This is a genomic window from Legionella pneumophila subsp. pascullei, assembly GCF_900637585.1.
Lineage (GTDB): Bacteria > Pseudomonadota > Gammaproteobacteria > Legionellales > Legionellaceae > Legionella > Legionella pascullei.
In genome coordinates, this window is sequence record NZ_LR134380.1 from 2,975,284 (window position 1) to 3,000,833 (window position 25,550).

Genomic DNA, 25,550 nt, shown 5'->3' on the forward strand with positions numbered 1-25,550 from the left:
AAATTGCGCAATGACCAGATGAATAAGGCTATTTCAATTACATCTTGTGTAATGATTACTCTTATATCCATGCCTGGTATCCTTTCCCGATGAATTATAAAGAAATTCATAATTCTGCCGATAATTAAGACGATGAGTATATACTTATTAGACAACTTACGAAACTGTCCATCGGAGGACGACGATAAGAAATAGAAGTCTAATTGATGATGATAAGGATGGTATATGTCGGTCGAGATGAGCAAAACTTCCAATGTGAGAATCCCTCCTGGACAAGAAATCAAATTAGCAAAACCGGCAACCGAACTTTATGTAGGTCAAATTCTGAAAACAGTCGTTGTCACTACACTGTCTAATGATCAAGTCCTTATCAATATTAATGGGCAAAATCTCAATGCAAAGGCATCTCATCATTTTACACCGGGAGAGTTATTTGAAGTAAAAGTCATAGCGAACCACCCCGAAACGATCCTTCAAGTGCAACAAAAAACACCGCTTCCATCTCTATTGCAAAATGCCTTACTTCAGTATTTACCAAAACAAGCGCCAGCCACCAATCTTTTACAGACATTGGCTCAATTGATGACAGAAAATAATTTATCGGCTCCCATCAATCAGATTGTGAAAACCATTTTAGGCAATATCCCTGGATTGACTCAATTACCCAATCAACTTATGCAAGCGATTAGTCAAAGCGGTGTGTTTTTAGAATCCAAATTATTAAAAAACAAAACCCCGCAAGAAATACAATCGGATTTTAAGGGGTTGTGTTTTAAATTATTACACAGTTTAGGCACAGACATTAAACTGCCAATCCATCTGCCAAACGAGTTGGAATCTGGTTTTCCTCAACAAGCGCCTCTTCCTTTACCAGGGGCCATCCCTCAACCACTGGCTAAAGATAAGTTATTGAATCTTATTGGACTGTCAACAGACACGGTACACCATATTTTACGTGAGCAATTAACACAGGCATTAGCGCGCATCACGACTAATCAAATTAATTATTTATCGCAGGAGAATCAAGAAACCTATCTCATCATGCTTGATTTTCCTTTAAAAACTCCTGACGGCATTGATGTAATCCCTATTATGATCAAACAACACAAGGCAGAACCTATGCAGTTGTCCAAATGGTCAGTATCGTTCGCTTTGAATTTATCCCATTTAGGAGGCATACAAGCTACCGTATCAATTTACGCTAAAAATATTGATATCAAGGTTAATACTCAACAAGCCTCAACCTTGCAACTGCTCAACGATTACCATAAGGATTTGGAAGAAACACTCTATGAATCGGGTCTTCACTTAAGAGAATGGAAATTACAATTCGGATTGGAAGATAATCATATCGATGCCACAAACCTTCGTTTATTGGATATAAAAATATGAAAAGAAAGAAACCCGTCGCTATTGCATTACGTTATGATGGCAACTCTCCTCCGAAAGTAACTGCTAAAGGAGAAGGTTCAGTTGCTCAGCAAATTATCAAGACTGCTAAAGGACATGGCATTCCTCTCGAACAAAATGCCGAATTAACAGCCCTCTTATCCCAAGTTCGCCTCAATGAAGAAATACCCAAAGCACTTTATCTTGCTGTAGCCCAAATTTTGGCATTCCTTTATTACATCGATGGAAAGAAATCCAAAGAATAAATCCATCAGGACTCACGAAAAACCCAATCTCTTTGTTAAAAAATGTTTTTAATTCGGTCATTTAGTTTATCTACACTCCCTCATTAACAACATTTTTTGCCTCGACCTTGGGGTTTATCGTAAGTCCTGTCCGTATCAAGTGAACTTGATTTTTTTCCAGAAAAAGACTCAAAGGCATCCAGAAAATATTGGCAATATATGATCAAATAATCTACAATTTGTTTAAGTTATGACGAGAGGTTTCGCTATGAAATGGATAATGCTGATCGTAATCACTTTAACAACCGCAGGTTGCTGCTGTAGCACAGCAGAAGTAGTTGAATACCAGCAAGTTACAGTTGCCGCTCCAGTGGTTGAACCCGTCATTTTAGATGTCGATGATCCAGAACCTTTGGATGTGACTACCACCACTATTGAGTTTTACTAGGAAATTATCAGGCTGCGCTATTTTCTGAGAAAATAGTACTAAATTCTATTTTTCAGTACAGTCTTTAAGTGAAGCCTAATACAAAATCATTTAATACGGGTTAAATTGTCTCATAAAAAACCTATTAATCTTACGTTAATTTTTGCCAGCTATAATAAAATAAACGTTATGATATGGAATAAACCATGCCACGAATCACTCAAAATATAGAAACATACGTCACCCATTTATTAAGTGATCTGGAACCAGTTGCCCCCAAAAATCAGCATCTTGCCTATGGTTATCCTGGCGAAAGACAGGTATTCAAAGACCCAATGCTTGAGGGTAAACAAGTCGTGGTAGTGAATAGTCAATACGATGAAAAGGGTAACGTTGTTACTGGACAACCTGATGTTATTCAAGAGGCGAATAATTATATAGACAATCTTGTAGCTGCTGCTAAATCTCTGATAGACACAGATAAGAAAGGTGAGAAGGATTTGAGAAAGAGCGCAATTGATGAAATTGCAAAAACTTTCAAAAAATCCATTTCAGAAACCATTCCTTCCGATAAAGCAAAAGCGGATTTGTTTTCAAGTAAAAAAAGTTCTGCCAACAAAGACTTTCTGGAACAATTGGCTAAAGTTGAAAGCAGTTTACAGCAATTCACACAGGCTGTGGCAAAAGCCTCAGGACACAAATTAAAAGCACTGGATAAGGAAGGGCATAATATTCGCAGTCATAATCGCGATACCTTAATTCATCGCTTTAAAGCGCCTAATTCCAAAGAAGGCGAAGAACAATTTATTATGTACATACCTTGTGGAAGGTACACCAAACGTCAACAAAGACTAATGGGCAAGGATGAATCTGAAGTCAACAGGGATCATGACACTACAAGCCATAAACGCTCTGATCTGGTCCTGGGCAACAGCAGTATGGCGCGTATGATTGCAGGAACAAGGCATCCTGATGGCACCGTGACCATTCACCATGACAGCTTTTCTGGTCCTGGCGCACGCATGCCCTATTCTGATTTTAAGGGAGCTGATGACTATAAAAAGCTGGCTATCAAAGCAGTCACTTTAATCAACCAGGAAGAAGTCATCCAAACCCTGGCACAGCGTCAAATTGATCGTATGACCAATGAAGACCTTTGGAATAAAATTCCCGAAGAGTATCGCCCTGACGTGCTTCCTCCTGATGAGGAGAAAGCTCGAGCACAACTGATAAAGCTGTATGTAGAGCATAATCCGTTATCTGTCACGGAATGCTATACACAAGTTGTAACGGCTGGGCAAAGGGTAGCTGCTGAAAATCAAAAAGAGCAATTTGAATACGTACGGCAAATGATGGATGCTTTTGATGGCTCAAAAGCAAAAATCACCATTCAAACCAGTGCCAATACTGAAGTGGAAACAGAGGTTGGTTATCAAGCACGCATGAGTTCCTGGGGGGTGAATTGGTTTAGGCAGGTTGGAGCGCTCAATCCTCTCTCTGACAATAGCGTCACCAAAAATCAAAATGCCCGTTTTGTAAATCAAATGACAGATGACGTCATCACCAATTTAGACAAAGTGGCTCAAAGCCTGGCGGATTACGACAAAGCAGGTGCATTACAAGCGTTATTAAAAGGCCCGGACGTCAGCGGTCTGAATCAACAAATTACCAGAAAAGAAAATGCCTTAAAAGAGGTGAAAGGAGCCTATCGAGAAGCATTATTCAGCTATTTCGAAGAATATCAGAAAGGCGAAGGGAAATGGGATAAAGCCAAACTGGATCAATTGAAAAATCAGGTTGAAAGTTATGAAAAAAGCATTAAAAAACAAGAATCAGCAATTTATGAACTGCATAATCAAATCGATGCATTAAGAAAGGCTTATTACACAGAACACAAAGAACAAATCAATAACGCATTACAAGAACTTAAAGAACAAATAAGCCCTGTTATCCAGAATAAAGAAACAGATCCTGAGACCAAATCCAGACTGCAACATTTTTACAATTCATGTGCTTACCTCATTCAAGCTCAAGAACTCTATTATGAGAACACTTGGCATCATGGCAAAAATAATTTCAAGCTGCAAACGTTAATGGCTTCTCTCGCCAGCGAGCTGGATTATGCTAATACGAAAGGGTGTAAGAGTAATAATGACCGTGGCCAAAGATTGGCGCAAAAAGTCGTTGGCAACGCTTTATGGACAGCAATGAGTGAGGATGGGTTATACACTGGTGAATTTCTGGATCATCGAAGGACACATGATAAAAAGGTTGGAAAAGTAGAACAACTTGATCGGGAGCTTACTACTATCCAGGCCCTGCATCATACTGCCAATACGGGTGTTTCAGGTGGAAAGTTTGAAATTCAGGATAAAGCCAATTTTGCTGATAATGGTCTTTTCGGCAAGATCGCTAATTTTGCCAAAGTAAAAGACATGGGACCAGAAAACGCTTTTACAAAAAATCTGGGCACAAAAATTAAAGCGGGCCTCGGACTTGGGTTGCTAGCGGCCGTTGGATTAGTCGCTCTTACTTTATTATTCCCCCCTGCAGGCTTGGCTGTGGCTGCATTGGGAATTGGTGTGGCCGCAGGTGCTGCCATTGTTGCTGGCATTACTTTTGCGGCCACTTATCTATTTGGTACCTTTATTGATGCGATCAATAACAGGATAGAAGAAGGTAAGATTAAATCCATTGTCCGCGAGGGTATGAAAGCGGCATCAGAAAATTCACAAGAACACAAAACTGAACAAAAGGATAATTTAACAGTGAATGCCAAACTCCATCAAAAGTTGGGTGTGACACGAGAATCCATATTGGAAAGAAAATCTACTCCAGAACAAGAGCTTGAAAAACCAAAAGATAGGACTTCAAAAGTTGACTTAACATCAGACGTGGTAGATGATAAGCAAAGCGAACAGTCCGCCACTCCAGTAAACTTCTAAGGGTTATTAATTTAACAATCCAATAATGAAAAAAATAGGCTCCTTTATCCTTCTTTATCTTATGAGCTCAGCCAGTTTTTCTCTTCCCAAAGGCTTTGTTTATTTACACGATGTAGCGCCTGATATCATTGAAGACATGAGATACGCTACCAATAACAATTTCATAGGAAATCCTATCCCTGGTTACAAGCGAGGAGTATGTATAGTTACCAAACAAACCGCGCAACAATTAAAAAAAGCGGAAAAATACATCAAAACCAAAGGATATACGCTTAAAGTATATGATTGCTACAGACCACAAAGAGCTGTTGATTATTTTTATAAGTGGAGCCGCAATGCAAAAGACAAGCGCATGAAACCCGAATTTTATCCTCGTGAAATGAAACAGGATTTGTTTAACCGTGGTTATATTGCCCTGACCTCTGGCCACACGCGAGGAAGCACCCTTGACTTAACGCTGGTGAAACTAACTACCTCTCGAGAAAAAAAATCTGATCATCATTTAACGCGTTGCTACGATAAAACGCCAAACTATCTGGATGACGATTCTATCGATACAGGAACTCGTTTTGATTGTCTGGATGTGTCAGCAAACATTGATTATTCCAAGTTGAGTAAAGACCAGAAAGCTAATCGCAAATTATTACAAAAGCTTATGAGCCGCTTTGGTTTTAGATCTTATTACTATGAATGGTGGCATTTCACCCTGAAAAATGAACCTTATCCAGACACCTATTTCAATTTTCCTGTCGAATAAACAGTTAACATCAAAATTAACTCTAACACGCCTATTCATGCCCTGGATGAAACAACTAAGTACAATTCTTGAAAGACAATTAAAAACCAATATGGCTTTATTTGTTCTTTCATGATCACATTAAATATATATTGAATATTATTTATTCATCAGTTATTCTTGCCAGCCATTTCAAGTCCCTATTACTAACGGAGAATGATAGATGCGTGTTTCAAAATTACTTTTATTAACTTTGGCATTGAGCGGCAATTTATTTGCTCAAGATATCAAAGTGGTAGGAACATTAAATCAGACATTAAAGGCCCCGCAAAATAAAACACTCAATACAAAACCTGCCATACAACAAATCAAATTGCTTAAAATGCAATTGTCAAATTCTGCTATCAAGGCACTGGCCAGAAAAACAGACATCACACTCAAAAAACCAAATACCATAGCCACATCAACGGCCCTCCCCCCAAAAGTAGAATTAGGTATGAATAATGTACCCGTTCTGAACCAGGGAAGCTTTGGAACTTGCGTCACTTTTGCAACGACTGCGGCCATAGATGCTGCTTTAAACAAAGGTGATTACATCAGTCAATTGTGCCAATTACAACTAGGGCTGTATCTGGAGAAAAACGGTCATGCACCAAGTGGTTGGGATGGCTCATTAGGGCGCATAGTCTTAAGTCAAATGGAAAATTTTGGGATAGTCAGCAAAGAAAAACAAAAAAACCTGGGATGTGGTGGACTAACTGAATACCCAGACAACGAGCAACCTACCCCTGATCATGCCATGTCGCTTGAGCAATTCCATGAAATGAGTGAAGATCCTGAGACTAATCCTGTTATTTACACGCCGATCCTGGATGTTTATCAGGCTGTATTAGACAGAACAGACACCAACAAAACCATTAATGATATAAAAACAGCCTTGAATCAAAAAGATCGGGTTACTTTTGCGGTATTATTGCTGGATTTTGATTTGGGTGTTATGGGTGCCGTGGGAACGAATAAAACACAATTTGATACCTGGGTACTGACTCCTGAAATTGCTCGTGATATTTATCTGCGCCCATTTTTTGGCGGTCATGAAATGATTATCACTGGATACGATGACAATGCCATCGCTATTGATGACAATGGCCGGGAACACAAAGGATTATTTACTTTACGTAACTCATGGGGTGAACAATTTGGAGACAAGGGTAATTTTTACATGTCCTATGATTACTTCAAAGTTTTAACTATTGAAGCACAACGTATCCGTGCTCTTGCTGATAATGAATCAGAAGAAGACTCAATGACTGCCTGAACAAATCACCATAATAAAATAAATATGATCGGTTAAGCCTAAACCCCCTCATCATAATTCACTTTGCAAGTGGATTAGATGAGCGGATTCTTCAAGGCCAAACCTGATTTACCCATTTGACTTTATCAGAAATAAAAAATTTCCGCTGAAGAACAATAAAGAATATACCATTCAAGGTTCATTTTGAGTATAATGTGAGCATATTGTTTTTCTTACAAATATCATGACTCAAAAACCAGCTAAAATTACTCACCTTGTAGTATTAGGAGACAGCTTATCCGACAGAGGAACGCTGAATAAACGGGAACTGCTGGGTTTTATCCCCATGAGTTATTTAAGTGGATTAAGAAGCAAATCTCCAAAAGGTCGATTCACTAATGGTTTTCTTTGGGGAGACTACGTCGGCGCGACTACTGCAGAACAATTTGAGATCGAACATATCCGAAGAAAATTAAGATTGCATAATAATGCAAGAGATAATGCGGATATAGGCGATGAATTACTCGTCAACAATAAGGTGCGAAGAGAAAATGAAAACTCTTTTAGCTTGAATGAAGACAATCACATTCTGTTTAAAGGGGAAAGATTTGCCCGCTTCTATTGCGAAGGTGGGTTAACTTCTCATGACTATTCTTGTAGCTTTACCTTTAACCTGGTTCTGTTTTTTACAAGGCTGATTCTGGCCACACTGGGAGGAAAACGAACTCAATTATTGGCTGATGATAAAAAATACAATGTTTCCAATCTTGAAAAATCTGAAACATTAGTTGTGGAGTGGTCTGGTGCAAATGACTTGATCACCGCCAATGACAGGCCTTCTCGTGCAGCTGCAGATAAAGCCGTTAACGACCGAATTCAAAATATTGAAGCGCTGATTCATAATGGGTACAGAAACTTTGTTCTATTCAATTTACCCAACCTCTCACTAACCCCAAGATTTCAAAGAAAAAATGCAGAAGAACAACGTAATGCATCAGATTGCTCTGAATATTTTAATCAGCAACTGCAGGCCAAATCTCTTGAGTTAATCAACAAATACAAAGAATTGAGAATTCCTGTCAATCTCTCCGTCTTTGATGTTAACGAGCAATTTAAGGAAGTTTACAGTAATCCCGAAAAATATGGTTTTGATAGGGATAAGTTAAAATCACCCTACGTTGAATCGGATCTTTTTAAAGAAAATCAGAAAAACCCTATTGATCAAAAAGAACATATTTCACCGGCCAAAGGATATATGTTCTGGGATGACGTTCATCCGACTACAACAATGCATGACTGGTTAGCAGAGCGTTTCAAAGAAAAATACTACGATAAAATGTTTCGATTTGAACCACCCCTGCAAACAAAACATAGACATAAAGAAACTTCTGATGCTCTGTCAAAAACGACCGACTCAATAGTCCAAAGCAGTACAACGGTCAAGAAGCTTCCTGAAAATATCGCTTTGATTTTGAATACTATGCATTCAAGAGCACAATTGATGTGTCAATCTACTGACTCCCAAAGGCGTGAAAAAGGTGAATTATTAAAACATTTTATTTTTGAAATAAAATGTCAGCATGGAAATCTTGAAAAGATCTATGGTTTAATCTCTGCATTTACCTTAAACCCTGGTCATGCAAAAATAATAAAGACACACCAGAATCCAATGATTGATTTCTTTAGAAATAAGGCAACGACAAGAAGCGAAGATGATATTGCTGCCTTACAAAAAGCTGTCGCAGCGTATTTGGAACCTAAAGACAGCAATGAACATCTCGTTAAGCTTACTCAGTAAAGGAAATCTCAATTCAATTAATCTGGTAAGTATGAATGCATCTCTGATAGGGTACATGGGTGCTTTTCACTCCATAAAATAGCCCTGCTTCCAGACTATTGCACACTTGTTCAGGACTTAAGGTTTGCAGACACTGGGGTATCGTTTTATTTTGACAATTTGGAAAAATGGCTTCAGGATTATTCATGGCCTGATAATACTCGTTGCCCCACTCATACAAATCGGACGTAAAATAAGTTGTAAAATTTCCGACCCTCATTTGCTTGTCTAAATCGAAAATTTTCATTCCGGGATTGTTATGATGTGCCCGGCTAATTCCGGGAGTAGAAAACGCATAAATAGCTGAACCATCGGATAATGTTATTCTCCTGAACTCCTCCATATGGGAATGTGAGAACAGTATGGTAATTTGGTCATAGGAGCGATGATATTTCTCCAATAACTTCAAAAATCTATCCAGATAAATTTCATGCCAAAACTGATTTCCATTGTAGGCTGTTCCAGGAGGAACATGCATGGCCAGCAACAATTGCTTTGCATGGTGATTTTTTAATTGTTGTTCAAACCAAAATAATTGTACAAAGGCATCTCTTTGTTGATTCGGATACTTGGGTAAAAAAACAGGGGTTTTGGTCCATTGAACCGAATTGAGCGCAATTAAAATAATATCTTTGTTATTGGGGATGACATAACTGGAGTAATACCCATCCTTGTACATATGAGTATCATCAATAATTAAGCCATCACAATGAGCGCAAGCGCCAGCCCAATCGACAGCCAAATTGAGCGGTGATTTATTGTCCGAAGAAAATGGCTGGTAATTGCCAAGCAGTGAATCGTTATTCCCTGTAATATAAAATATTGGCTTTTGACCTGGATTGGCTTCATACAAACCATGAAATACAACTTGTTCATATTCTTCTTTTTTAGAGGTAGAAAATAGCGAGTGAGTAGGCAGATCGCCCAAATGTAAAATAAAGTCTACTTTTTGTGACAATTCCTCAAATCGTTTTAATGTGACATCCAAAAACTCCTTTCCAGTATCCTGCCCATCCTTCGCTATATTTTCTGCGCCATAATGAATATCAGAGATTGTTAGAAACTTTGGCGCAGAAAAGGCTAAAGAAACCAAGCCTGTCAACAACAGAACCACTCGAATAATAAACTTCAATTAACACTCCAAATCAATTTATACTGATATTAATCAGTCCGCAATTATAGCTTTTTTACAGTCACACTGAATACTACAAAGCCCGAATGCGGAAAAAATATTCTATTTAAAGTGAGTTATGGATAAGGATTATATGAGAACCAGTCGATATCCAGCGTCCGCTCAGGCTGAGGAGATGCATAAGCATCGTCTCGAAGCCTTGGCACGAAGCATTAAATCTCATACAAGGCTTCGCGACGGCATAAATGCCTCCTCAGCCCAAACGGTTCGAGATAACGTTGGAAGAGCCCAGCATTACATTTTGTGATACGAGGCTAATTTTTCTTTTAATTATCAAACTCAGATTATACCGCTTCCCGAATTATCCAGGTCCTCTCTGCCTTATTTTCAGACCCTGGCGTTTGCACCCAAAGAAGTAAAGGTTTTACTGATGGTGTAACAGGCATCATTTTGGAAGACAAGGCTACAGCAAATGAATATTTCTTGCCAATTGACTGTAAAGCTTTCCAAACGCTATTTGCATTAGACTGATTGTCTGTCACGATTAATTCATTGCCCCGATAAACCACATTCACATCTTGCCCTCTCAGTACCTGTCTTACTGCCGTTTCCAAACGCCTCCATTTGGCCTGATGAGCTCTCTGTAACTCAATTTGTGTAGGATTAAATTGGAACTTAATGCGACTATGAGGAGATAATACCCGCGCCAGTCGACTGCTTGTCGGGCTTTGCTGCAGGAAATAAGTGCATAATGCATCTAGCAATGGACGTCCCGGGCCAGCCGGTTTTCCAGGTAATCGATTGATATACATAGCAAAGGCCAAAGTGTGTCCATTAGCCGTATACAAGTACCCGGATAAACTATTCATACCTGTCATCGTCCCAGTTTTTGCCCGCACAAATCCTTGTTGATTTGGTGTTTTGAACCGTTTCTGCAAAGTCCCATCCCGGCCAGAGATAGGTAGTGCGGCGATGTACTCATAAGATAATGGAAAACGTTGATACAAGAATTTTAAAAGCGCCATGGTTTGCTCTGGAGTTACCAAATTATAACGGGACAATCCAGAGCCATCAGTGAAAACCGAGTCTTTCAAATCGATTCCTGTTTGTTGCTGCAAAAAGTTTTTAATTACTGGTTGTGCTTGCTTCCAATCCACAGGACTTCCCTTGATTTTGGCAGCGGCATGCAAATATAAACTATCGGCATATAAATTATCAGAAGGTTTTAAAGTATCTGCCATCAGTTGGGAAATTGGCTTTGAATAGCGAGTAGCGATTAATAAAGTACCAGAAGGTGCCCTTCCAAGTAAAACTTGCCCATTTAATTTAATGTTCGCCTTGGCAAGCTCGCTTACAATCATTCCCTGGGCATACACAAAAGGACTCTTTATTGCGATACGTTGTTGAACAGCCCACTGCCCTAATCCAACACAACCCCTTACCGTTAAATTGTTCTCAGGATCCAAATAAAACCCCACACCACACCCTTTAGTACTTGCCTTTGTAGTCGCCTGATTATTCAGGTTGATTGTGCCACCGCCATCATCTACTTCAACAACAGCCGGATCACCTGCTTTAGCCCCCGGGTTCACCGTGATGGTTAACCGGTTAGAATCGATCATCAACGGTGCTATTGGCGCACCATAACTATACGATAAATCAGCAGTTAGCCAGCCAGGAGGATAGGCGGGAATAGACATCAGGCTACTGTCAATGATCACATTACCTTGAATGGTCGTGATATTCCAATCCTTGAGTGAAGAAAGTAAAGTTTTTAGATCCTCTCGGCTAAACGAGGGATCACCACTGAGATGTAAATACAAATTTCCGTGCAATACGCCTTGTTGTAATTGATTAGCACTTGTACTGAGTTGATTTTTAAATTGGTAGTCTGGCCCTAGAGCCATTAGTGCAGCGGCCTCAGAAAAAAGTTTCATATTGCTGGCAGGAATAAACAAACGATTTGCATTGCGTTTATACAGAGTCTCGCCAGAGGTTAGATCAGTCACCACTATCCCCAGGTTCACATGGGGATTTAACCGATTAATTAACTTATCCACTTCAAACTGCATACTTGCCGCGTGAGACGACAGTGCCCATACTGCCCACATGAATACGCCAGTCAACGTCCTTTTCATCTAAATAGGTTCCTTAACATTGAATTTGACAATATAAATCAGGTTGAATTGTTTGATACATAGTGACAATTTCTGAGTTAGTTCCAATAAGCTAATCATATCGCAAGCCCAAACGCTCCAAAAGCCCTGCAAGGGTATCATTATCAAAAAATTTTACTTTTAACCAGCCTCCATCCTCACCTTCGTTTATAATTTGTACAGGAGCACCCACTTGCTCAGCCAGAATAGTCTGTAGTCGTTCAATATCTCTGTCTTTCCTGGGATTTTTGGGGCTGGACATATCTTTATTTTTGTAAGATTTAATTTCTTGCTCCAAGTGCCTGACAGACCATTCCTCTCCAATCACCTGGTTAGCAAACATTTCTTGCTGATCAGGATTTAAGCCAACCAATACGCGAGCATGTCCAAAAGATAACACTTTGTCTCGAACTAACTGTTTAACCTTATCGGTTAAGGTAAGGAGGCGAAGAATATTTGCTACATGGCTACGAGACTTACCGACCAAGGCCGCGATTTCGTCCTGATGATAATGAAATTCTTCAATTAAACGCTTATAACCAGTTGCTTCCTCGATTAAATTCAAATCCTGACGCTGAATATTTTCGATTAAAGTCAGAGCACACGCCTGCTTATCACTATAATCACCAATTAGACAGGGGATTTCAGTTAATCCCGCCAATTTGGCCGCTCGCCATCTTCTTTCCCCTGCAATAATCTCATATCGCTCTTTTGCAATGGTTCTTACAACCAAGGGTTCAATTAACCCTTGAGAAGAAATTGACTGAGCTAATTCCTGTAATTCAGTTGCATTAAAATCTTGTCTGGGTTGATACTGACCTGCCTGCAGACTCGTAATAGGTAAATAAGTAAATCGGGATTGCATATAAACAAATAAAAAATATCAGGATGTGAAATTGTTTCACAATAGAGGCTAGAATGGAATTGTATTGAGCTTGGCTAACAACAAAGAAAAATCCCAAAACGAGAAAAACTGACTCTAAACAGTCGGTCTGCTTATTATTTTTGCCTCTTCTTCCTTACTATTTTCAGTTTGCACTCCAAAAAAACGAATGGCGGAGTGATAAGGTACATCTTTAGAGTTGGATTTTAATTCTTCAGCGAAACCAGGATATTCCTCTAATAATTTCTTGCCAAGCTCAATGATATAGGAATCCTTGGAACGTTGAATGAGGTGCATATAATGTGCAGCAGTAATCAAGTCATTTGTAGACCCTGATTTCAATAATATCTCACAAGCAGATAGCATGGCATTCGTGCAACCTTGCGCTGCTGATTGCAAAATCATCTGTTTATACTGTGAGGATGATGGCGAATAAATCTGGGCCAGACGAAATAAAGCCAAGGGATTCGTTTTAGCTAATACCTGCATTTCAGGTAAACGCTTTACTACGGCTTGCTTTAATCCTGAATCATCGGGCGCCTTGTGTAATTGTTTCACCAAAGCAGCAAATTCGCTACTTGGATCTAATTGCGCGGCCATATCTTAACCTTTAATTATCTTCTTCATTAAAGACAGAATAAATGTTCAAAATTAAGGCAAAGTTAAGGGTCGGCACTTTTACATTTTTTTTACACTTAACTGGTTTTTTAACCTTATTTTAAGGATGTAAAGGCAAAAATAACGTTCCATTGCGATCAAAACAGGGAATAAAAATTAAAATAATTTCTCATATCTGTCCCAACCCAAATGAAATAACATGTGAGCTAAAATTGCCGAGATCAACCCATATTGCCAAAATAAAAAACCAAACAGTATGGACTGCGAAAGACTTAATAATACAAAAGAGTAAAGAAATCGTCTTGATGGGGTACAACCTGCGGCAATATAAGCTGGAAGCTGGCCTACAGCAAAAATAAATCCACTCAAAAATATTGAAATAATTATAATTTCTGAATTAATTTGACTTGTGAACAATAAAGCAAAAAAGCTCGCTACATTCATCAGCCCCCATCTGGCAATGACTTCTTCTACAACCCCTCCATAAAGCACACAGCCATCGAGTCCTATTTTGGTTCGCAACTTTGACATGATGTTAAAACTTTTTTCATCGAGTATGGAGCCGACCAAACCATAATAAAGTATACAAAAAATAACCAGACCTAAAAGCGCATACAAAAAAGTAGGTAATAAAATCACTTGAAAGGCATTCAAACTGGCTTTGCCTTGCAAAAGACCTTCCAGGATAGGATCGCCTAATCCAGTACGTGAAGACAAGATGGAACCAGCAAAACTCATGACAAATGTCATAAATAAGGTTTGCAGCACAACAAAACGACTAAATCTTTTTTTTAATCTCTCGGTATTATCAACTAGCAGAAAATAAACCAAGCGATGCATCGTGATTAAAACACCAGGAATGGATAAACAAAATAAGACAATAATTACAGGCCAATCAATTATCATTTTTCATCCTTTCGCAATACGCTATAGAAAAAACCATCCATACCCTGTTCTCCAGGTAATATCTGTTGACCATGACCAGTCCACCTTCCCCAAGACCATTTGTCATCACTTACTTGACAATCGGGATGCTCTGAGACAAATCGAGCGATTTGCAATTCATTTTCATCACTCATAATAGAGCATGTGGCATAAACCATTAAACCACCCGGTGCAAGCAGTGGCCATAATGAATTCAACATACTGTATTGTATTCGAGTAATTGCCAAAATCTCTTCATCTGTTCGTAATAATTTGATGTCTGAGTGCCGTCGAATCACTCCTGTGGCAGAACAGGGCGCATCCAGTAAAATGCGATCAAATGGATGGCCATCCCACCAGCTTTTGGGTTCCAACACGTCTCCTTGCACTATGGTTGCTTTCAAACCCAAGCGATTTAAATTATCTTTTACCCGTTGTAACCGCTGAGGGTCTAAATCCAAGGCAACACAGGAAGCCAAACCGGGCTCTCTCTCCAAAATATGGCATGTTTTTCCACCAGGAGCACAGCAAGCATCCAGCACTCGCTGCCCGGGTTTTAAAGACAATAAATACGCTGCTAATTGAGGTGCCGCATCCTGAACTGACACAGAACCTTGCGCAAAACCAGGAAGTGTCGTCACATCACAGGGGATTGCCAAAGTAATTCCATCAGGCGCAGCAGGGTGTTTAAAAGCCTCTATTCCAGATTTTTTTAGCAAATCAAGATACTCATCAACTGAGTTTTTCAACACATTGACTCTCAATGACATGGGGGGGTGTCTATCATTCGCCTCAGCAATGAGTTGCCAATCGTTTGGCCAGTCCTTTTGCAGGCGCTGAAGTAACCAGTTTGGCTGTCCATAAATAAAAACAGGCTCTGCTGACAGTTTCTCCAGAATAAGGTCTTGTCGACGGCAAAAATTTCTTAGCACAGCATTCACCAGTCCTTTTGCCCAAATTTTTTTAACCTGCCCAAGTAAAGACACTGTCTCCTTGACCACGGCATAATCCGGTTTATTCATATACTGCAATTGATAAATCCCCATCAACAAGACTATCCATACCTCATTGTCTTTGGGGCGCTTATTCATTAAAGTGTCGGCCATGGATTGCAATCGAAAATAATGGCGGCAAAATCCATAGCAAATTTCTTTTGTCAGGGGAGATGTTTCTTGCAGAGACATCAAATGAGACAGGTTTTTTCTATTTTCTATCAGGGCCGTCAAAATTTTTAAGGCTTGGAGTCTATCATTTACTTTCATTGCAACATTAAACCGCTATGCAATTGTGTTTTTCCAGAATTTAACCAATCCTTAACCGAAATGACCTTCGCTCCGGGGAATTGAATCTTTTCCACTAACAGTGCTTTATCCCCGGTAGCAACCAACAATCCATTTTTATCAATATTTAACACCATACCCGGCGTCTCACTACTCATGATATCGGTTACTTTTGCCTGATGAATCCGGAGCATTAATTCCTCAACCAGAGTATAGGCAATAGGCCATGGATTAAATGCGCGAATTTTTCTATCTATTTCTACTGCAGATTCATACCAATGAATTCGCGCTTCTTCTTTATTAATTTTACCGGCATAAGTCGCCAATTCATTGTTTTGCAATTCAAATTGCGCTGAATTGGATATTAAAGCATCCAAGGTATCCAATAGCGGCTTTACTGAAATTTTTGCTAATTTATCATGCAAACTACCAGCGGTATCAGAGGCAGTCACAGGACAAATGGCCTTGCATAGCATAGGACCTGTATCCAGCCCAACATCCATTTGCATAATGGTCACTCCGGATTCAGCATCGCCATGTAAAATGGCATGTTGTATTGGAGAAGCCCCGCGCCAGCGCGGTAACAGAGAAGCATGTACATTAATACAACCCAAACGAGGAATTTCCAATACTGCTTTTGGTAATATTAATCCATAGGCTATCACTACCATTACATCAGGCTTCAAGGCAGAAAGTTCATCGATAGCTTCCTGATTTTTAAAATTAAGGGGTTGATAAACTGATATCTGGTGGTCTATTGCCCATTCTTTTACAGGAGACCCCTGTAATTTACGGCCTCGGCCAGCCGGCCTGTCGGGCTGAGTATAAACGGCCTTGAGATGATGCTTTGATTGAATTAAAGCATCCAGACAGGGTAAGCCAAACTCCGGAGTTCCAGCAAAAACTATAGTTAACCCATTCATAGTTTACGAGCTTGTAAACGCTTGAATTTATCCAATTTCCGGCGAGCCATCATTCTCTTCAATGGAGACAACATATCGACAAACAATTTGCCATTCATATGGTCAATTTCATGTTGTAAACACTCGGCAAGCAGTCCTTCACCCGTTATTTCAAACGGTTTGCCAAACCGGTCCAATGCCTTCACCGTGACTTTTTCAGCTCTGACTACGGTATCATAAGCCCCTGGGACAGACAAACAACCTTCTTCAAATTCTTTTTCGCCATGAGAAGAAACTATTTCAGGATTAACAATAACTATCTGCTCTTTTTTATCTCCAACAACATCAATGACAGATAAACGCAAACTGACTCCTATTTGCGGTGCAGCAAGCCCAACTCCACGAGCATCATACATTGTATCAAACATATCATTGATTAATGTCTGTAAGCTCTCATCAAAGGTCTCTACTGGTTTAGCTATTTTTCTTAACCGTTCATCAGGTAAATAAAGAATCTTGCGAATTGCCATTGTTAATCTAGTTCTCTGCACATTAATCATGATATTATCCCCGATATACGGTAATGCTGCAAGATGCTAAGGCTCAACTTAAGGGATTGATACATGAAATATTGTCTCCTCATTTTCTGTTTCATCATGTCATCCATTACTCATGCCTTAAGCCTAAGACCAGATTCTCCTTCTCGTTATGTTGTACAACCTGGAGACACCTTATGGAGTATTTCCAGTCGTTATTTGAATAATCCCTGGGAATGGAAAGCGTTATGGCGCGCAAACCCCCAGATTCAAAATCCCGATCGCTTATATCCTGGCGCAGTGATCGCTTTAGAGTATTATCAAAACATCCCCTATCTCAGAGTTCTGTCTAATGGAACAATCAAGCTTTCTCCCAATATCAGAATTACTCCTCAAGAAGACGCCGTACCACCAATTCCATTAGGCGATATCAAACCTTTTTTGGATGAATCGTTAATCCTGGATGTTAATGTACTAAGCCGAGCACCGTATGTGGTAGCACTCATGAGTGAGCGAATGCTTGGCGGCCAAGGAGATGAAATTTATGTCAGAGGCTTGCATCCCTCCAAAGAAATGCCTCAAGGAGGCACTATAGGGTATTCTATCTTCAGGGGAGGTAGAAATTATTTTGATCCCATAACCCATGAATTGTTAGGTTATAAAGCGGTCCTGGTTGGTTATGGAGAACTGGTTGCTGGCGGCGAGCCTGCTACGGTTTTATTGACCAGTATCAATCAAGGCATCAAAATCAATGATAAGGTATTAATCAATAACCACCCTGAATTTGAATTATATTTCGAACCCGAAACTCCTGCCAGACAAGTCAGGGGATACATTATTGAAATGCCTGACAATATGCCCGTTGGAAACACCCAAGAAGCTGTGGGAGGAGTAATCATCATCAATCTTGGAGAAACATCCGGAATGAAACCGGGAGATGTTTTGGCTATCTATGGCAAGGAACGTATTGTCAATGATCCCCAAAATCATCTTAGACCTATTACCTTACCGCAAGAGCGTCTTGGTGAAGCCATGGTGTTTCGTGTTTTCACAAAAGCAAGTTATGCCCTGATAGTAAGATCCACGCGTGCTATTCATTTATTAGATACAGTAACGAACCCATGAGTAATCTGCAACCCCTCCTCGCCTTAAACAGGATGAAAAAAATTGGCCCCAGGACTGTATTAAAACTACAAAAAAGATGGCCTGATTTAAACCTTATGTTTCAACTGTCCCGCGCTGAACTGGAACAAGCTGGCATGCCGCCTTGGCTGGCACAAACCATAAAAAATTTTGACCAAGACTTTATAAAAGCTGATTTAGACTGGCTAAATTCATCAGAAAATCATCATATTGTAACTTGGGACTCCCCATATTATCCTGCATTACTCAAAGAAATCGCGGATCCTCCCTTTATTTTATATGCCAAAGGTGAACTTTCTGCTTTGACACAAACTAGTCTGGCAATTGTTGGAAGTCGCAATGCTTCTGTGACAGGGAATGAAAATGCTCGGGTATTCTCCAAAGAGATTTCCAGGTATGGGGTAACCATAGTGAGTGGTTTGGCCTTAGGAATTGATGCCCATGCCCATTTAGGTTGTCTGGAAGCAGGTGGCAAAACAATAGCGGTTTTAGGTACGGGAATTGATTGCATCTATCCGCGTCGACATTTAAAATTGGCCGAGCAAATTACCGAGAATGGTTTATTATTAAGCGAATTTCCTTTAAAAAGTCCGCCAATCGCTGGACATTTTCCACTCAGAAATCGTATAATAAGCGGTCTATCATTATGCATTTTGGTTATCGAGGCGGCAATTAAAAGCGGTTCTTTAATTACAGCAAGAATGGCTGTGGAACAAAATAGAGATGTATTGGCTATTCCCGGTTCGATTCATAACCCTTTAGCCAGGGGCTGCCACCACTTATTGCAACAAGGTGCAAAATTAGTAACCTCAGTGACTGATGTTCTCGATGAGCTAAAAATAGAGCACCATCAGATCGCTTCTAATAAACCAATTTTTTCCCTTGCCAGCGGTAAGGAAAACCTAGTAAAGTTCATTGGTTTTGAAACTACGGCTATCGATCAAATCATTGTTCGTAGCGGATATAGCATGGAACAAGTCACGAGTGGACTGGCTGAACTAGAATTGAAAGGGGCTGTTATGGCAGTTCCCGGTGGCTATATAAGGTGTGAATATGAAAGATAATTTATTTGAAATGTTATTGAATTTGTTTGAAAAAAGTCTTACTCAACTCCAAAAAAGCCATAAAGCCAATGATCAGGACTCCCCAAATCAATTGCTTGAAGAAGATCTTTTAAGTACTGAAGAACAATCATTGTTTATCAAATCCGCTCAACATAAATCAACGCGTATTTTTACTTACGATGAGCAAATGAAACTGACAAAAGCCAGTTATCAATTTCTAATGCGTATGAAATTATGGAATATCGTCGATATCGATCAATTTGAATCAATAATTAATCAACTGCAATTCTCTGAATCTCGTATTGTAACCTTGCAAGAAACAAAATGGACTATAAGAAATGCTCTGGCATCCACCTTGAATGAAGAGCAGTTAACTTTTCTTGATCTTGTGCTATACCAAACAGAAGATGAATTGACAATTCACTAATTAATGAGTGTACTGATATCAAGCCATTCATGAACTGTTAGTGAGCCACACAACCCATAAAGGATAAGGTTTATTTGATATGAGTAAACACTTGGTGATCGTTGAATCGCCCGCGAAAGCTAAAACAATACAGAAATATTTAGGAAATGATTATGACGTGTTAGCGTCTTATGGTCATGTGCGTGACCTGCCTGCTCGTAAAGGGTCAGTAAACCCTGAAGAACATTTTTCCATGACTTATGTTCCTATTGAAAAAAACGCGAGACATATTGACACAATAGCGAAAACTCTTAAGAAATCAGACTCTCTGCTGCTGGCAACAGACCCTGATAGAGAAGGGGAAGCTATCTCCTGGCATATTTTTGAATTAATGAAGGAACGAAATCTTTTAAAAGACAAATCGGTTCATCGAATCTTTTTTAATGAAATTACAAAAGCGGCAATCCAGGATGCAATTAATCATCCTCGGTCCATTTCCATGGATTTGGTAAATGCCCAACAAGCCAGACGTGCCCTTGATTATCTGGTTGGCTTTAACTTGTCCCCTTTGCTATGGAAGAAGATTCGGAGAGGATTATCTGCCGGGCGAGTACAAAGCCCTGCGCTTAGGTTAATTGTTGAGCGAGAAGAGGAAATTGAACGTTTCATCGCTCAAGAGTACTGGAAAATAATCGCAAAATGCGCTCATGCCAGCACCGAATTTGAAGCGCGGCTGACCCATTATAACGATGAGAAACTCCAACAGTTTTCAGTCACTCAACAAGAACAAGCCCATGAAATAAGAAAGCAGCTGATAACACAAGCACAGGGCTTTTTAACAGTTACTCAAATTGATAAAAAACAACGTAAACGTAAACCATCCCCTCCTTTTATTACCTCTACCTTACAACAGGAAGCCGCCAGAAAATTAGGTTTCACAGCACGTAAAACCATGATGGTCGCTCAGCAATTATATGAAGGGATTGATATAGGTACAGGAACAGTGGGTTTAATCACCTATATGCGTACTGATTCAGTCAACCTGGCAAAGGAAGCAATTGATGAAATACGCGATTATATTACTCATCGTTATAAGGCAGATAATTGTCCAAGTTCTCCCAGAATTTATAAGACTAAATCTAAAAATGCTCAGGAAGCGCATGAAGCGATTAGACCAACTTCCATCAAAAGAACTCCAGAAATGGTGCAAGGTTCCCTGACAAGCGATCAATTGAAACTCTATAGCTTAATCTGGAAACGCACAGTGGCCTCACAGATGGCTGATGCCATCCTGGATACGGTGAGCGTGGATTTTAGCTGTGGTAAAGGGAATACCTTCAGAGCCAATGGTTCAACAATAGCCTTTCCTGGCTTCCTTTCTGTCTATGAAGAAGGACGAGATGATTCTAAAGACGAAGACAATGAAGATAAAATTTTACCTGCTTTCAATGTAGGTGAAAAAATAAAAGTATCGGATATTGAAACCAATCAGCATTTTACCGAGCCACCTCCGAGATATTCTGAAGCAACTTTGGTTAAAGCTCTTGAAGAATACGATATAGGTAGACCGTCTACTTATGCCTCTATCATTCATACTTTGCAACAACGCGAATACGTGGTAGTTGAAAAAAAACGTTTTTTGCCCACTGACGTGGGTAGAATTGTCAATCGATTTCTAACCAACTATTTTACTCGCTATGTCGACTATCAGTTTACCGCTGGCCTTGAAGACACACTTGATGCCATCGCGCGTGGAGAAAAGGATTGGATCCCTGTTCTGGAAGAGTTCTGGCAACCTTTCGTCCAGCAAATTCAGAATATAGATGAACAAGTGCAAAGAAAGGATGTTACTACGGAATTATTAGATGAAAAATGTCCTAAATGTCAAAAACCATTGTCCATTAGGCTCGGCAAGAGAGGACGCTTTATTGGCTGCACAGGATATCCGGATTGCGATTACACTCAGGATATAAGCAATCCAGAAGGAGAAAAAGCAGAACCTGAAGTCGTGGAAGGTAGAAGTTGCCCCCTATGTCATGGAGCCTTGCATATTAAAACCGGTCGCTATGGAAAATTTATTGGGTGCAGCAATTATCCTGAATGCAAGCATATGGAGCCTTTAGAAAAGCCCTCTGATACCGGGGTCACTTGCCCTAAATGCAACCAGGCAAAAATTTTGCAGCGAAAATCAAGGAAAGGCAAAATCTTTTATTCTTGTGGAAATTACCCGAAATGCGATTATGCTCTCTGGAATGAACCTGTTGATTTACCTTGCCCTAAATGCGCATGGCCAATCTTAACCTTAAAAGAAAGCAAAAAATTTGGACGTCAAATTCTTTGTCCTCGTGAAGGTTGTGATTACTCTGCCAAGGAAGACTAGGTACTTTGTTACCCTGGGAGATTACGCCCTAAGCATCTCAGACTATTGGATCGCGAATAATAGTCTTTATTATTCACGATCCATTAATCCATCCAATTATCTCAACTCACTAAGGGATTATTATTCTTCTGTAAGTATAATTGAGCCAAGTGGTAGGAAGCGTAATCAGTGATATGCCCTGAATCACGAAACACAGGAATGCCATTGATATCTACCTTGCACACCCCTGACGGACACTGAGCCACTCGTGGGTCAATAATGACCAGTGTCTTGTATTTTCTCTGCATTTTTGCAAACAAATTATCGAACCAAATCTGTTCACTGACATCCAGGTTAAAATCACAATGTTCGGGATTGTATTTTTTATGAAGCTTGATATGTTCAAAAAAACAATTGTAAGGATTTCCCTTGGACAGCGCTATTGATTTAATTAATACAGGTTTCGCTCCTGAAGCGATAATAAGCTGCAGAGCCTTATCCAAAGCTTTTTCAATGCGCTTTAAGGAAAGCTCTTGAGATCGACCATCATTCAATTGATTAATAATTCTATCACCAAAATAACCATTCCAATTTTGGCCTAAAATAACATAATCATAATGGTTGGTTTTAATCATATTAAAATATCGATCCGTTTGATCATGGCATTCCTGATATATCCTATTTTTAATATTCCAATCAAATTGATATATTCCAGGCAAAGCAAGACAAGCAACCGTTGCATGAGCTAAAATGGATACATTAGCTTCCTTTGCCAGCGTATCCATAAATCCCCAATGCTGATTGGAATAAGAATCACCGATCATAAAGCCAGTTCGACTATCCGAATTTTTTGCTCCCAGAACACAATGATGATTAACTTCGATATTTTTGCGTTCCAGACACAAAGGTCTCTGGGGATTTTTGTACCTGTTTAATTCCGCATAAACCTGAATAGCTTCATTGAAACGATGAGGATACCCCGCATTCATTTTAATCAGATAATCACTCAAGTGAGTAACAATAACAGGCATAATCAATAAACAAACCACGGTATAGCCAAACCGGATTCGATGCAATTTCCTTGCTGGCTTTTCAATAAATCGCCAGGAAAGATAAGCGATAAAAAATATCAATCCAAAAGTAACCCAAAGGACCAAATTGGACTCTTCAATATTTAAATAGCGAATTACAGCCAATACAGGCCAATGCCAAATGTATAAGGAATAGGAAATTAATCCTATGAATACAAGGGGTCTTAATGAAAGACCATTAGTGATGATGGATTGCGGCTCTTGTTTTCCAGCTGCAATCAGTGTGGCAGTTGCAAGGCATAAAACTAAAGTATACCAATTTGGGAAACCTGTATTGATGTCATGATGCATTGCGATATAAAACAGCGTCAGAACAGCGAAAATAGTTATAAAATTTAATACATATTTATTGACTAAAAAACGGTTGCTCATTGAAGTGGAAGCAACACAGGAACCAATTAAAAACTCAAAGATACGACTGGAAAATTGATAATAAGTTTTTGCAGGATTACTCCATGAGTAATACATGGATAAGGCTAAAAAAACGATGGTTAATAAATAGGTTATCTTGATTCGATGTTGTTGACTGACCAATCGATAAAGCAAATAGATTCCAAGCGGCAAGATAAAATAACATTGCCATTCTACGGATAAAGACCACATATGCAGAAGAGGCAATTGATTACTATCCGGAGAAAAATAATCGCTCGTTACATTTTTAAAAAACACATTCGACGTAAAAATAGACGTTTTGCGAGCGCTTTTACTAAAGAGCATCAAATCATCAGGTAGGTAATAAAACAGGGTAACCAAGGTAGTAGCAACAATCAAACAAATAAAAACAGGCTGTAATCTCCATAATCGCCTGCTGTAAAATTCCATAAAAGAAAAATGATTATTTTGCAAAGATTTTTCAATGATGCTTGTAATGAGAAATCCTGAAATAACAAAGAAAACATCAACCCCTATAAACCCGGATGGAAAAAGGGTTAAGCCCCCATGAAAAAATAAAACAAATAAAATAGCAATTGCTCTTAAGCCATCAATATCTGAGCGATAGTTCACACTACAATTTCCATAAAATGATTGTTGATTAATACTAATTACATGTTCACCCAGGTACTTTATTAGTGCGCAAAGGCCTAAAAATTGGGAAACTCAGAGTTATATCACAATAATCTTCTTTTAGTGAGCACTATTTTACTGTGGTTCATTCATCAGTTGTTCAATGTAGCGTCTGCAGGTTAGTGGTTTATATAAATAATTAATTAAATAGCGAGTTCCACCAGTACCTGTGATTATCAAAGTACCATAACTTAAAATACTGCCTAAAATGGATTGACGTATGTCTATCGTTTCAATTTTATTTAGAGGGATATCCACTGTTTGCCTTACTATTATGCCGGTGCGTAAAATAACCTGTTTCTTTTTTATGGTAATAGAAGAAAAATGATAGGTTACCCAGGTAATCAATATCCAAACCAGTGCAAAAAACCCTAAAAAAAGGCTGACTTCACGCAACTGGATAATATAAATATAAATTGCCATCACTAAACCCAATCCGACGAAAGGACCAAAAAATATGATCCAATGCAATCTGGTAAAATAAATGACATTACTTTCTGTAGTGTTTTCAGCCATTGATCACCTTTATATACCTCAAAAAAATATGATATTGCACTTAACGTTAATTTGCTATTCTATACATAAATCAACTTACTTTTCGATAGTCTAACTCTTTAATAGATACCTAACAATTAAGACAAAGTTATGAAATCAATCAGTCAATGCCTAAATAAACAACTCAGTACAATTTGTCAGCATTCTATGCAACTGGAAGAATTATCTCTTAAAATTTCCGAGTTTCTTCCATCTCATTTAAACTCCAGATGTCAAGTAGGCAGTTTCAATAAGGGGAGTTTGGTTTTAACCACAACGAATGCTGCTTTTGCTTCCGAAATACGTTATTTGCTTCCTGAATTACGGGATAAATTGAGAAAAGAAGCTGGCCTTTATCAGCTTTCTTCAATTAAAATTGCCATCATTGCTCCCACTTCTCAAATGGAAAACCCTGTGCAAAAGAAATCTATTACCCTGTCTGAAAAAGCCAAAGCAACCATTATTAGTGAAAGTCAACACTGTGCTTATGAGCCACTGAAAAAGGCATTACTGCATTTGGCTCAAAGTGAATAAGTCATTATCCTTCTCATTTGTATTATGAGTTTTTTTTCACTATAATG

23 protein-coding genes are annotated in these 25,550 nt (G+C 39.1%); 13 read left to right on the top strand and 10 right to left on the bottom strand.

Annotated features, from left to right (window positions below; genetic code table 11):
- Nucleotides 1–225: 225 nt before the first annotated feature.
- The 7 genes from fliK (at nt 226) to EL201_RS13440 (ending at nt 8,837) form a co-directional block, all read left to right on the top strand.
- Nucleotides 226–1,392, top strand: coding sequence for a flagellar hook-length control protein FliK (fliK, locus tag EL201_RS13410; protein ID WP_027222733.1), 1,167 nt, complete (start codon nt 226–228; stop codon nt 1,390–1,392).
- Nucleotides 1,389–1,655 carry an EscU/YscU/HrcU family type III secretion system export apparatus switch protein gene (locus EL201_RS13415; RefSeq protein ID WP_027222734.1) on the top strand — a complete coding sequence of 89 codons (267 nt, stop codon included), beginning with the start codon at nt 1,389–1,391 and terminating at the stop codon, nt 1,653–1,655. The genes fliK and EL201_RS13415 overlap by 4 nt, the downstream gene beginning before the upstream one ends.
- A gap of 247 nt (nt 1,656–1,902) precedes the next feature.
- Complete coding sequence (locus EL201_RS13420) at nt 1,903–2,082, top strand: hypothetical protein (RefSeq protein ID WP_027222735.1); 180 nt, start codon at nt 1,903–1,905, stop codon at nt 2,080–2,082.
- A 185-nt stretch (nt 2,083–2,267) separates the two neighbouring features.
- Nucleotides 2,268–5,006 (top strand): Dot/Icm T4SS effector PI phosphatase SidF, encoded by a 2,739-nt coding sequence (sidF, locus tag EL201_RS13425; RefSeq protein WP_027222736.1) that lies wholly within the window; start codon nt 2,268–2,270, stop codon nt 5,004–5,006.
- Between the two features lie 25 nt (nt 5,007–5,031).
- Nucleotides 5,032–5,763 carry a M15 family metallopeptidase gene (locus EL201_RS13430; RefSeq protein ID WP_027222737.1) on the top strand — a complete coding sequence of 244 codons (732 nt, stop codon included), beginning with the start codon at nt 5,032–5,034 and terminating at the stop codon, nt 5,761–5,763.
- A gap of 202 nt (nt 5,764–5,965) precedes the next feature.
- Nucleotides 5,966–7,060, top strand: coding sequence for a C1 family peptidase (locus EL201_RS13435; protein WP_027222738.1), 1,095 nt, complete (start codon nt 5,966–5,968; stop codon nt 7,058–7,060).
- Between the two features lie 223 nt (nt 7,061–7,283).
- On the top strand, nt 7,284–8,837 hold the full coding sequence (locus EL201_RS13440; protein WP_027222739.1) for an SGNH/GDSL hydrolase family protein: 1,554 nt from the start codon (nt 7,284–7,286) through the stop codon (nt 8,835–8,837).
- A 13-nt stretch (nt 8,838–8,850) separates the two neighbouring features.
- Here EL201_RS13440 and EL201_RS13445 read toward each other — a convergent pair whose 3' ends face one another.
- A complete protein-coding gene (locus EL201_RS13445; RefSeq protein WP_027222740.1) occupies nt 8,851–10,008 on the bottom strand; it encodes a metallophosphoesterase in 1,158 nt (385 codons plus the stop codon).
- 133 nt (nt 10,009–10,141) lie between these two features.
- On the opposite strand from EL201_RS13445, the gene EL201_RS15720 reads away from it, so the two are divergent.
- A complete protein-coding gene (locus EL201_RS15720; RefSeq protein WP_165481397.1) occupies nt 10,142–10,315 on the top strand; it encodes a hypothetical protein in 174 nt (57 codons plus the stop codon).
- 37 nt (nt 10,316–10,352) lie between these two features.
- Here EL201_RS15720 and dacB read toward each other — a convergent pair whose 3' ends face one another.
- The 7 genes from dacB to def form a co-directional block, all read right to left on the bottom strand.
- Nucleotides 10,353–12,146: a D-alanyl-D-alanine carboxypeptidase/D-alanyl-D-alanine endopeptidase gene (dacB, locus tag EL201_RS13450; RefSeq protein WP_027222742.1), complete on the bottom strand. Its 1,794-nt coding sequence runs from the start codon at nt 12,144–12,146 to the stop codon at nt 10,353–10,355.
- A 91-nt stretch (nt 12,147–12,237) separates the two neighbouring features.
- Nucleotides 12,238–13,029, bottom strand: coding sequence for a ParB/RepB/Spo0J family partition protein (locus EL201_RS13455; RefSeq protein ID WP_027222743.1), 792 nt, complete (start codon nt 13,027–13,029; stop codon nt 12,238–12,240).
- Between the two features lie 114 nt (nt 13,030–13,143).
- Nucleotides 13,144–13,647: a hypothetical protein gene (locus EL201_RS13460; protein WP_027222744.1), complete on the bottom strand. Its 504-nt coding sequence runs from the start codon at nt 13,645–13,647 to the stop codon at nt 13,144–13,146.
- A gap of 174 nt (nt 13,648–13,821) precedes the next feature.
- Nucleotides 13,822–14,571, bottom strand: coding sequence for a CPBP family glutamic-type intramembrane protease (locus tag EL201_RS13465; RefSeq protein ID WP_027222745.1), 750 nt, complete (start codon nt 14,569–14,571; stop codon nt 13,822–13,824).
- On the bottom strand, nt 14,568–15,851 hold the full coding sequence (gene rsmB, locus EL201_RS13470; protein WP_027222746.1) for a 16S rRNA (cytosine(967)-C(5))-methyltransferase RsmB: 1,284 nt from the start codon (nt 15,849–15,851) through the stop codon (nt 14,568–14,570). Before rsmB ends, EL201_RS13465 begins: the two co-directional genes overlap by 4 nt.
- Nucleotides 15,848–16,792 carry a methionyl-tRNA formyltransferase gene (gene fmt / locus EL201_RS13475; RefSeq protein ID WP_027222747.1) on the bottom strand — a complete coding sequence of 315 codons (945 nt, stop codon included), beginning with the start codon at nt 16,790–16,792 and terminating at the stop codon, nt 15,848–15,850. Before fmt ends, rsmB begins: the two co-directional genes overlap by 4 nt.
- Nucleotides 16,789–17,301 (bottom strand): peptide deformylase, encoded by a 513-nt coding sequence (gene def / locus EL201_RS13480; protein ID WP_027222748.1) that lies wholly within the window; start codon nt 17,299–17,301, stop codon nt 16,789–16,791. The genes fmt and def overlap by 4 nt, the downstream gene beginning before the upstream one ends.
- Before the next feature lie 93 nt (nt 17,302–17,394).
- On the opposite strand from def, the gene EL201_RS13485 reads away from it, so the two are divergent.
- The 4 genes from EL201_RS13485 to topA all read left to right on the top strand — a co-directional run bounded on the left by EL201_RS13485 (nt 17,395) and on the right by topA (nt 22,300).
- The gene (locus EL201_RS13485; protein ID WP_027222749.1) at nt 17,395–18,432 is read left to right on the top strand and encodes a LysM peptidoglycan-binding domain-containing protein; all 1,038 of its coding nucleotides are present in this window, start codon (nt 17,395–17,397) and stop codon (nt 18,430–18,432) included.
- On the top strand, nt 18,429–19,514 hold the full coding sequence (gene dprA / locus EL201_RS13490; RefSeq protein WP_027222750.1) for a DNA-processing protein DprA: 1,086 nt from the start codon (nt 18,429–18,431) through the stop codon (nt 19,512–19,514). Before EL201_RS13485 ends, dprA begins: the two co-directional genes overlap by 4 nt.
- Nucleotides 19,504–19,941, top strand: a complete 438-nt coding sequence (locus EL201_RS13495; RefSeq protein WP_027222751.1) for a DUF494 family protein — start codon at nt 19,504–19,506, stop codon at nt 19,939–19,941. Before dprA ends, EL201_RS13495 begins: the two co-directional genes overlap by 11 nt.
- 79 nt (nt 19,942–20,020) lie before the next feature.
- Nucleotides 20,021–22,300 carry a type I DNA topoisomerase gene (gene topA / locus EL201_RS13500; RefSeq protein WP_027222752.1) on the top strand — a complete coding sequence of 760 codons (2,280 nt, stop codon included), beginning with the start codon at nt 20,021–20,023 and terminating at the stop codon, nt 22,298–22,300.
- A 101-nt stretch (nt 22,301–22,401) separates the two neighbouring features.
- Here topA and EL201_RS13505 read toward each other — a convergent pair whose 3' ends face one another.
- The gene (locus tag EL201_RS13505) at nt 22,402–24,375 is read right to left on the bottom strand and encodes an acyltransferase family protein (protein WP_027222753.1); all 1,974 of its coding nucleotides are present in this window, start codon (nt 24,373–24,375) and stop codon (nt 22,402–22,404) included.
- A 135-nt stretch (nt 24,376–24,510) separates the two neighbouring features.
- The gene (locus EL201_RS13510) at nt 24,511–24,951 is read right to left on the bottom strand and encodes a PH domain-containing protein (protein WP_027222754.1); all 441 of its coding nucleotides are present in this window, start codon (nt 24,949–24,951) and stop codon (nt 24,511–24,513) included.
- Nucleotides 24,952–25,080: 129 nt separating this feature from the next.
- Here EL201_RS13510 and EL201_RS13515 point away from each other — a divergent pair, with 129 nt between their 5' ends.
- A complete protein-coding gene (locus tag EL201_RS13515) occupies nt 25,081–25,503 on the top strand; it encodes a DciA family protein (protein WP_027222755.1) in 423 nt (140 codons plus the stop codon).
- Nucleotides 25,504–25,550: the final 47 nt, after the last annotated feature.

Excerpts from the sequence above, each read along its gene's own strand:
- fliK (WP_027222733.1), top strand. The coding sequence starts at position 226 with ATGTCGGTCGAGATGAGCAAAACTTCCAATGTGAGAATCCCTCCTGGA.
- EL201_RS13415 (WP_027222734.1), top strand. The coding sequence starts at position 1,389 with ATGAAAAGAAAGAAACCCGTCGCTATTGCATTACGTTATGATGGCAAC.
- EL201_RS13420 (WP_027222735.1), top strand. The coding sequence starts at position 1,903 with ATGAAATGGATAATGCTGATCGTAATCACTTTAACAACCGCAGGTTGC.
- sidF (WP_027222736.1), top strand. The coding sequence starts at position 2,268 with ATGCCACGAATCACTCAAAATATAGAAACATACGTCACCCATTTATTA.
- EL201_RS13430 (WP_027222737.1), top strand. The coding sequence starts at position 5,032 with ATGAAAAAAATAGGCTCCTTTATCCTTCTTTATCTTATGAGCTCAGCC.
- EL201_RS13435 (WP_027222738.1), top strand. The coding sequence starts at position 5,966 with ATGCGTGTTTCAAAATTACTTTTATTAACTTTGGCATTGAGCGGCAAT.
- EL201_RS13440 (WP_027222739.1), top strand. The coding sequence starts at position 7,284 with ATGACTCAAAAACCAGCTAAAATTACTCACCTTGTAGTATTAGGAGAC.
- EL201_RS15720 (WP_165481397.1), top strand. The coding sequence starts at position 10,142 with ATGAGAACCAGTCGATATCCAGCGTCCGCTCAGGCTGAGGAGATGCAT.
- dacB (WP_027222742.1), bottom strand. The coding sequence starts at position 12,146 with ATGAAAAGGACGTTGACTGGCGTATTCATGTGGGCAGTATGGGCACTG.
- EL201_RS13455 (WP_027222743.1), bottom strand. The coding sequence starts at position 13,029 with ATGCAATCCCGATTTACTTATTTACCTATTACGAGTCTGCAGGCAGGT.
- EL201_RS13460 (WP_027222744.1), bottom strand. The coding sequence starts at position 13,647 with ATGGCCGCGCAATTAGATCCAAGTAGCGAATTTGCTGCTTTGGTGAAA.
- EL201_RS13465 (WP_027222745.1), bottom strand. The coding sequence starts at position 14,571 with ATGATAATTGATTGGCCTGTAATTATTGTCTTATTTTGTTTATCCATT.
- rsmB (WP_027222746.1), bottom strand. The coding sequence starts at position 15,851 with ATGAAAGTAAATGATAGACTCCAAGCCTTAAAAATTTTGACGGCCCTG.
- fmt (WP_027222747.1), bottom strand. The coding sequence starts at position 16,792 with ATGAATGGGTTAACTATAGTTTTTGCTGGAACTCCGGAGTTTGGCTTA.
- def (WP_027222748.1), bottom strand. The coding sequence starts at position 17,301 with ATGGCAATTCGCAAGATTCTTTATTTACCTGATGAACGGTTAAGAAAA.
- EL201_RS13485 (WP_027222749.1), top strand. The coding sequence starts at position 17,395 with ATGAAATATTGTCTCCTCATTTTCTGTTTCATCATGTCATCCATTACT.
- dprA (WP_027222750.1), top strand. The coding sequence starts at position 18,429 with ATGAGTAATCTGCAACCCCTCCTCGCCTTAAACAGGATGAAAAAAATT.
- EL201_RS13495 (WP_027222751.1), top strand. The coding sequence starts at position 19,504 with ATGAAAGATAATTTATTTGAAATGTTATTGAATTTGTTTGAAAAAAGT.
- topA (WP_027222752.1), top strand. The coding sequence starts at position 20,021 with ATGAGTAAACACTTGGTGATCGTTGAATCGCCCGCGAAAGCTAAAACA.
- EL201_RS13510 (WP_027222754.1), bottom strand. The coding sequence starts at position 24,951 with ATGGCTGAAAACACTACAGAAAGTAATGTCATTTATTTTACCAGATTG.
- EL201_RS13515 (WP_027222755.1), top strand. The coding sequence starts at position 25,081 with ATGAAATCAATCAGTCAATGCCTAAATAAACAACTCAGTACAATTTGT.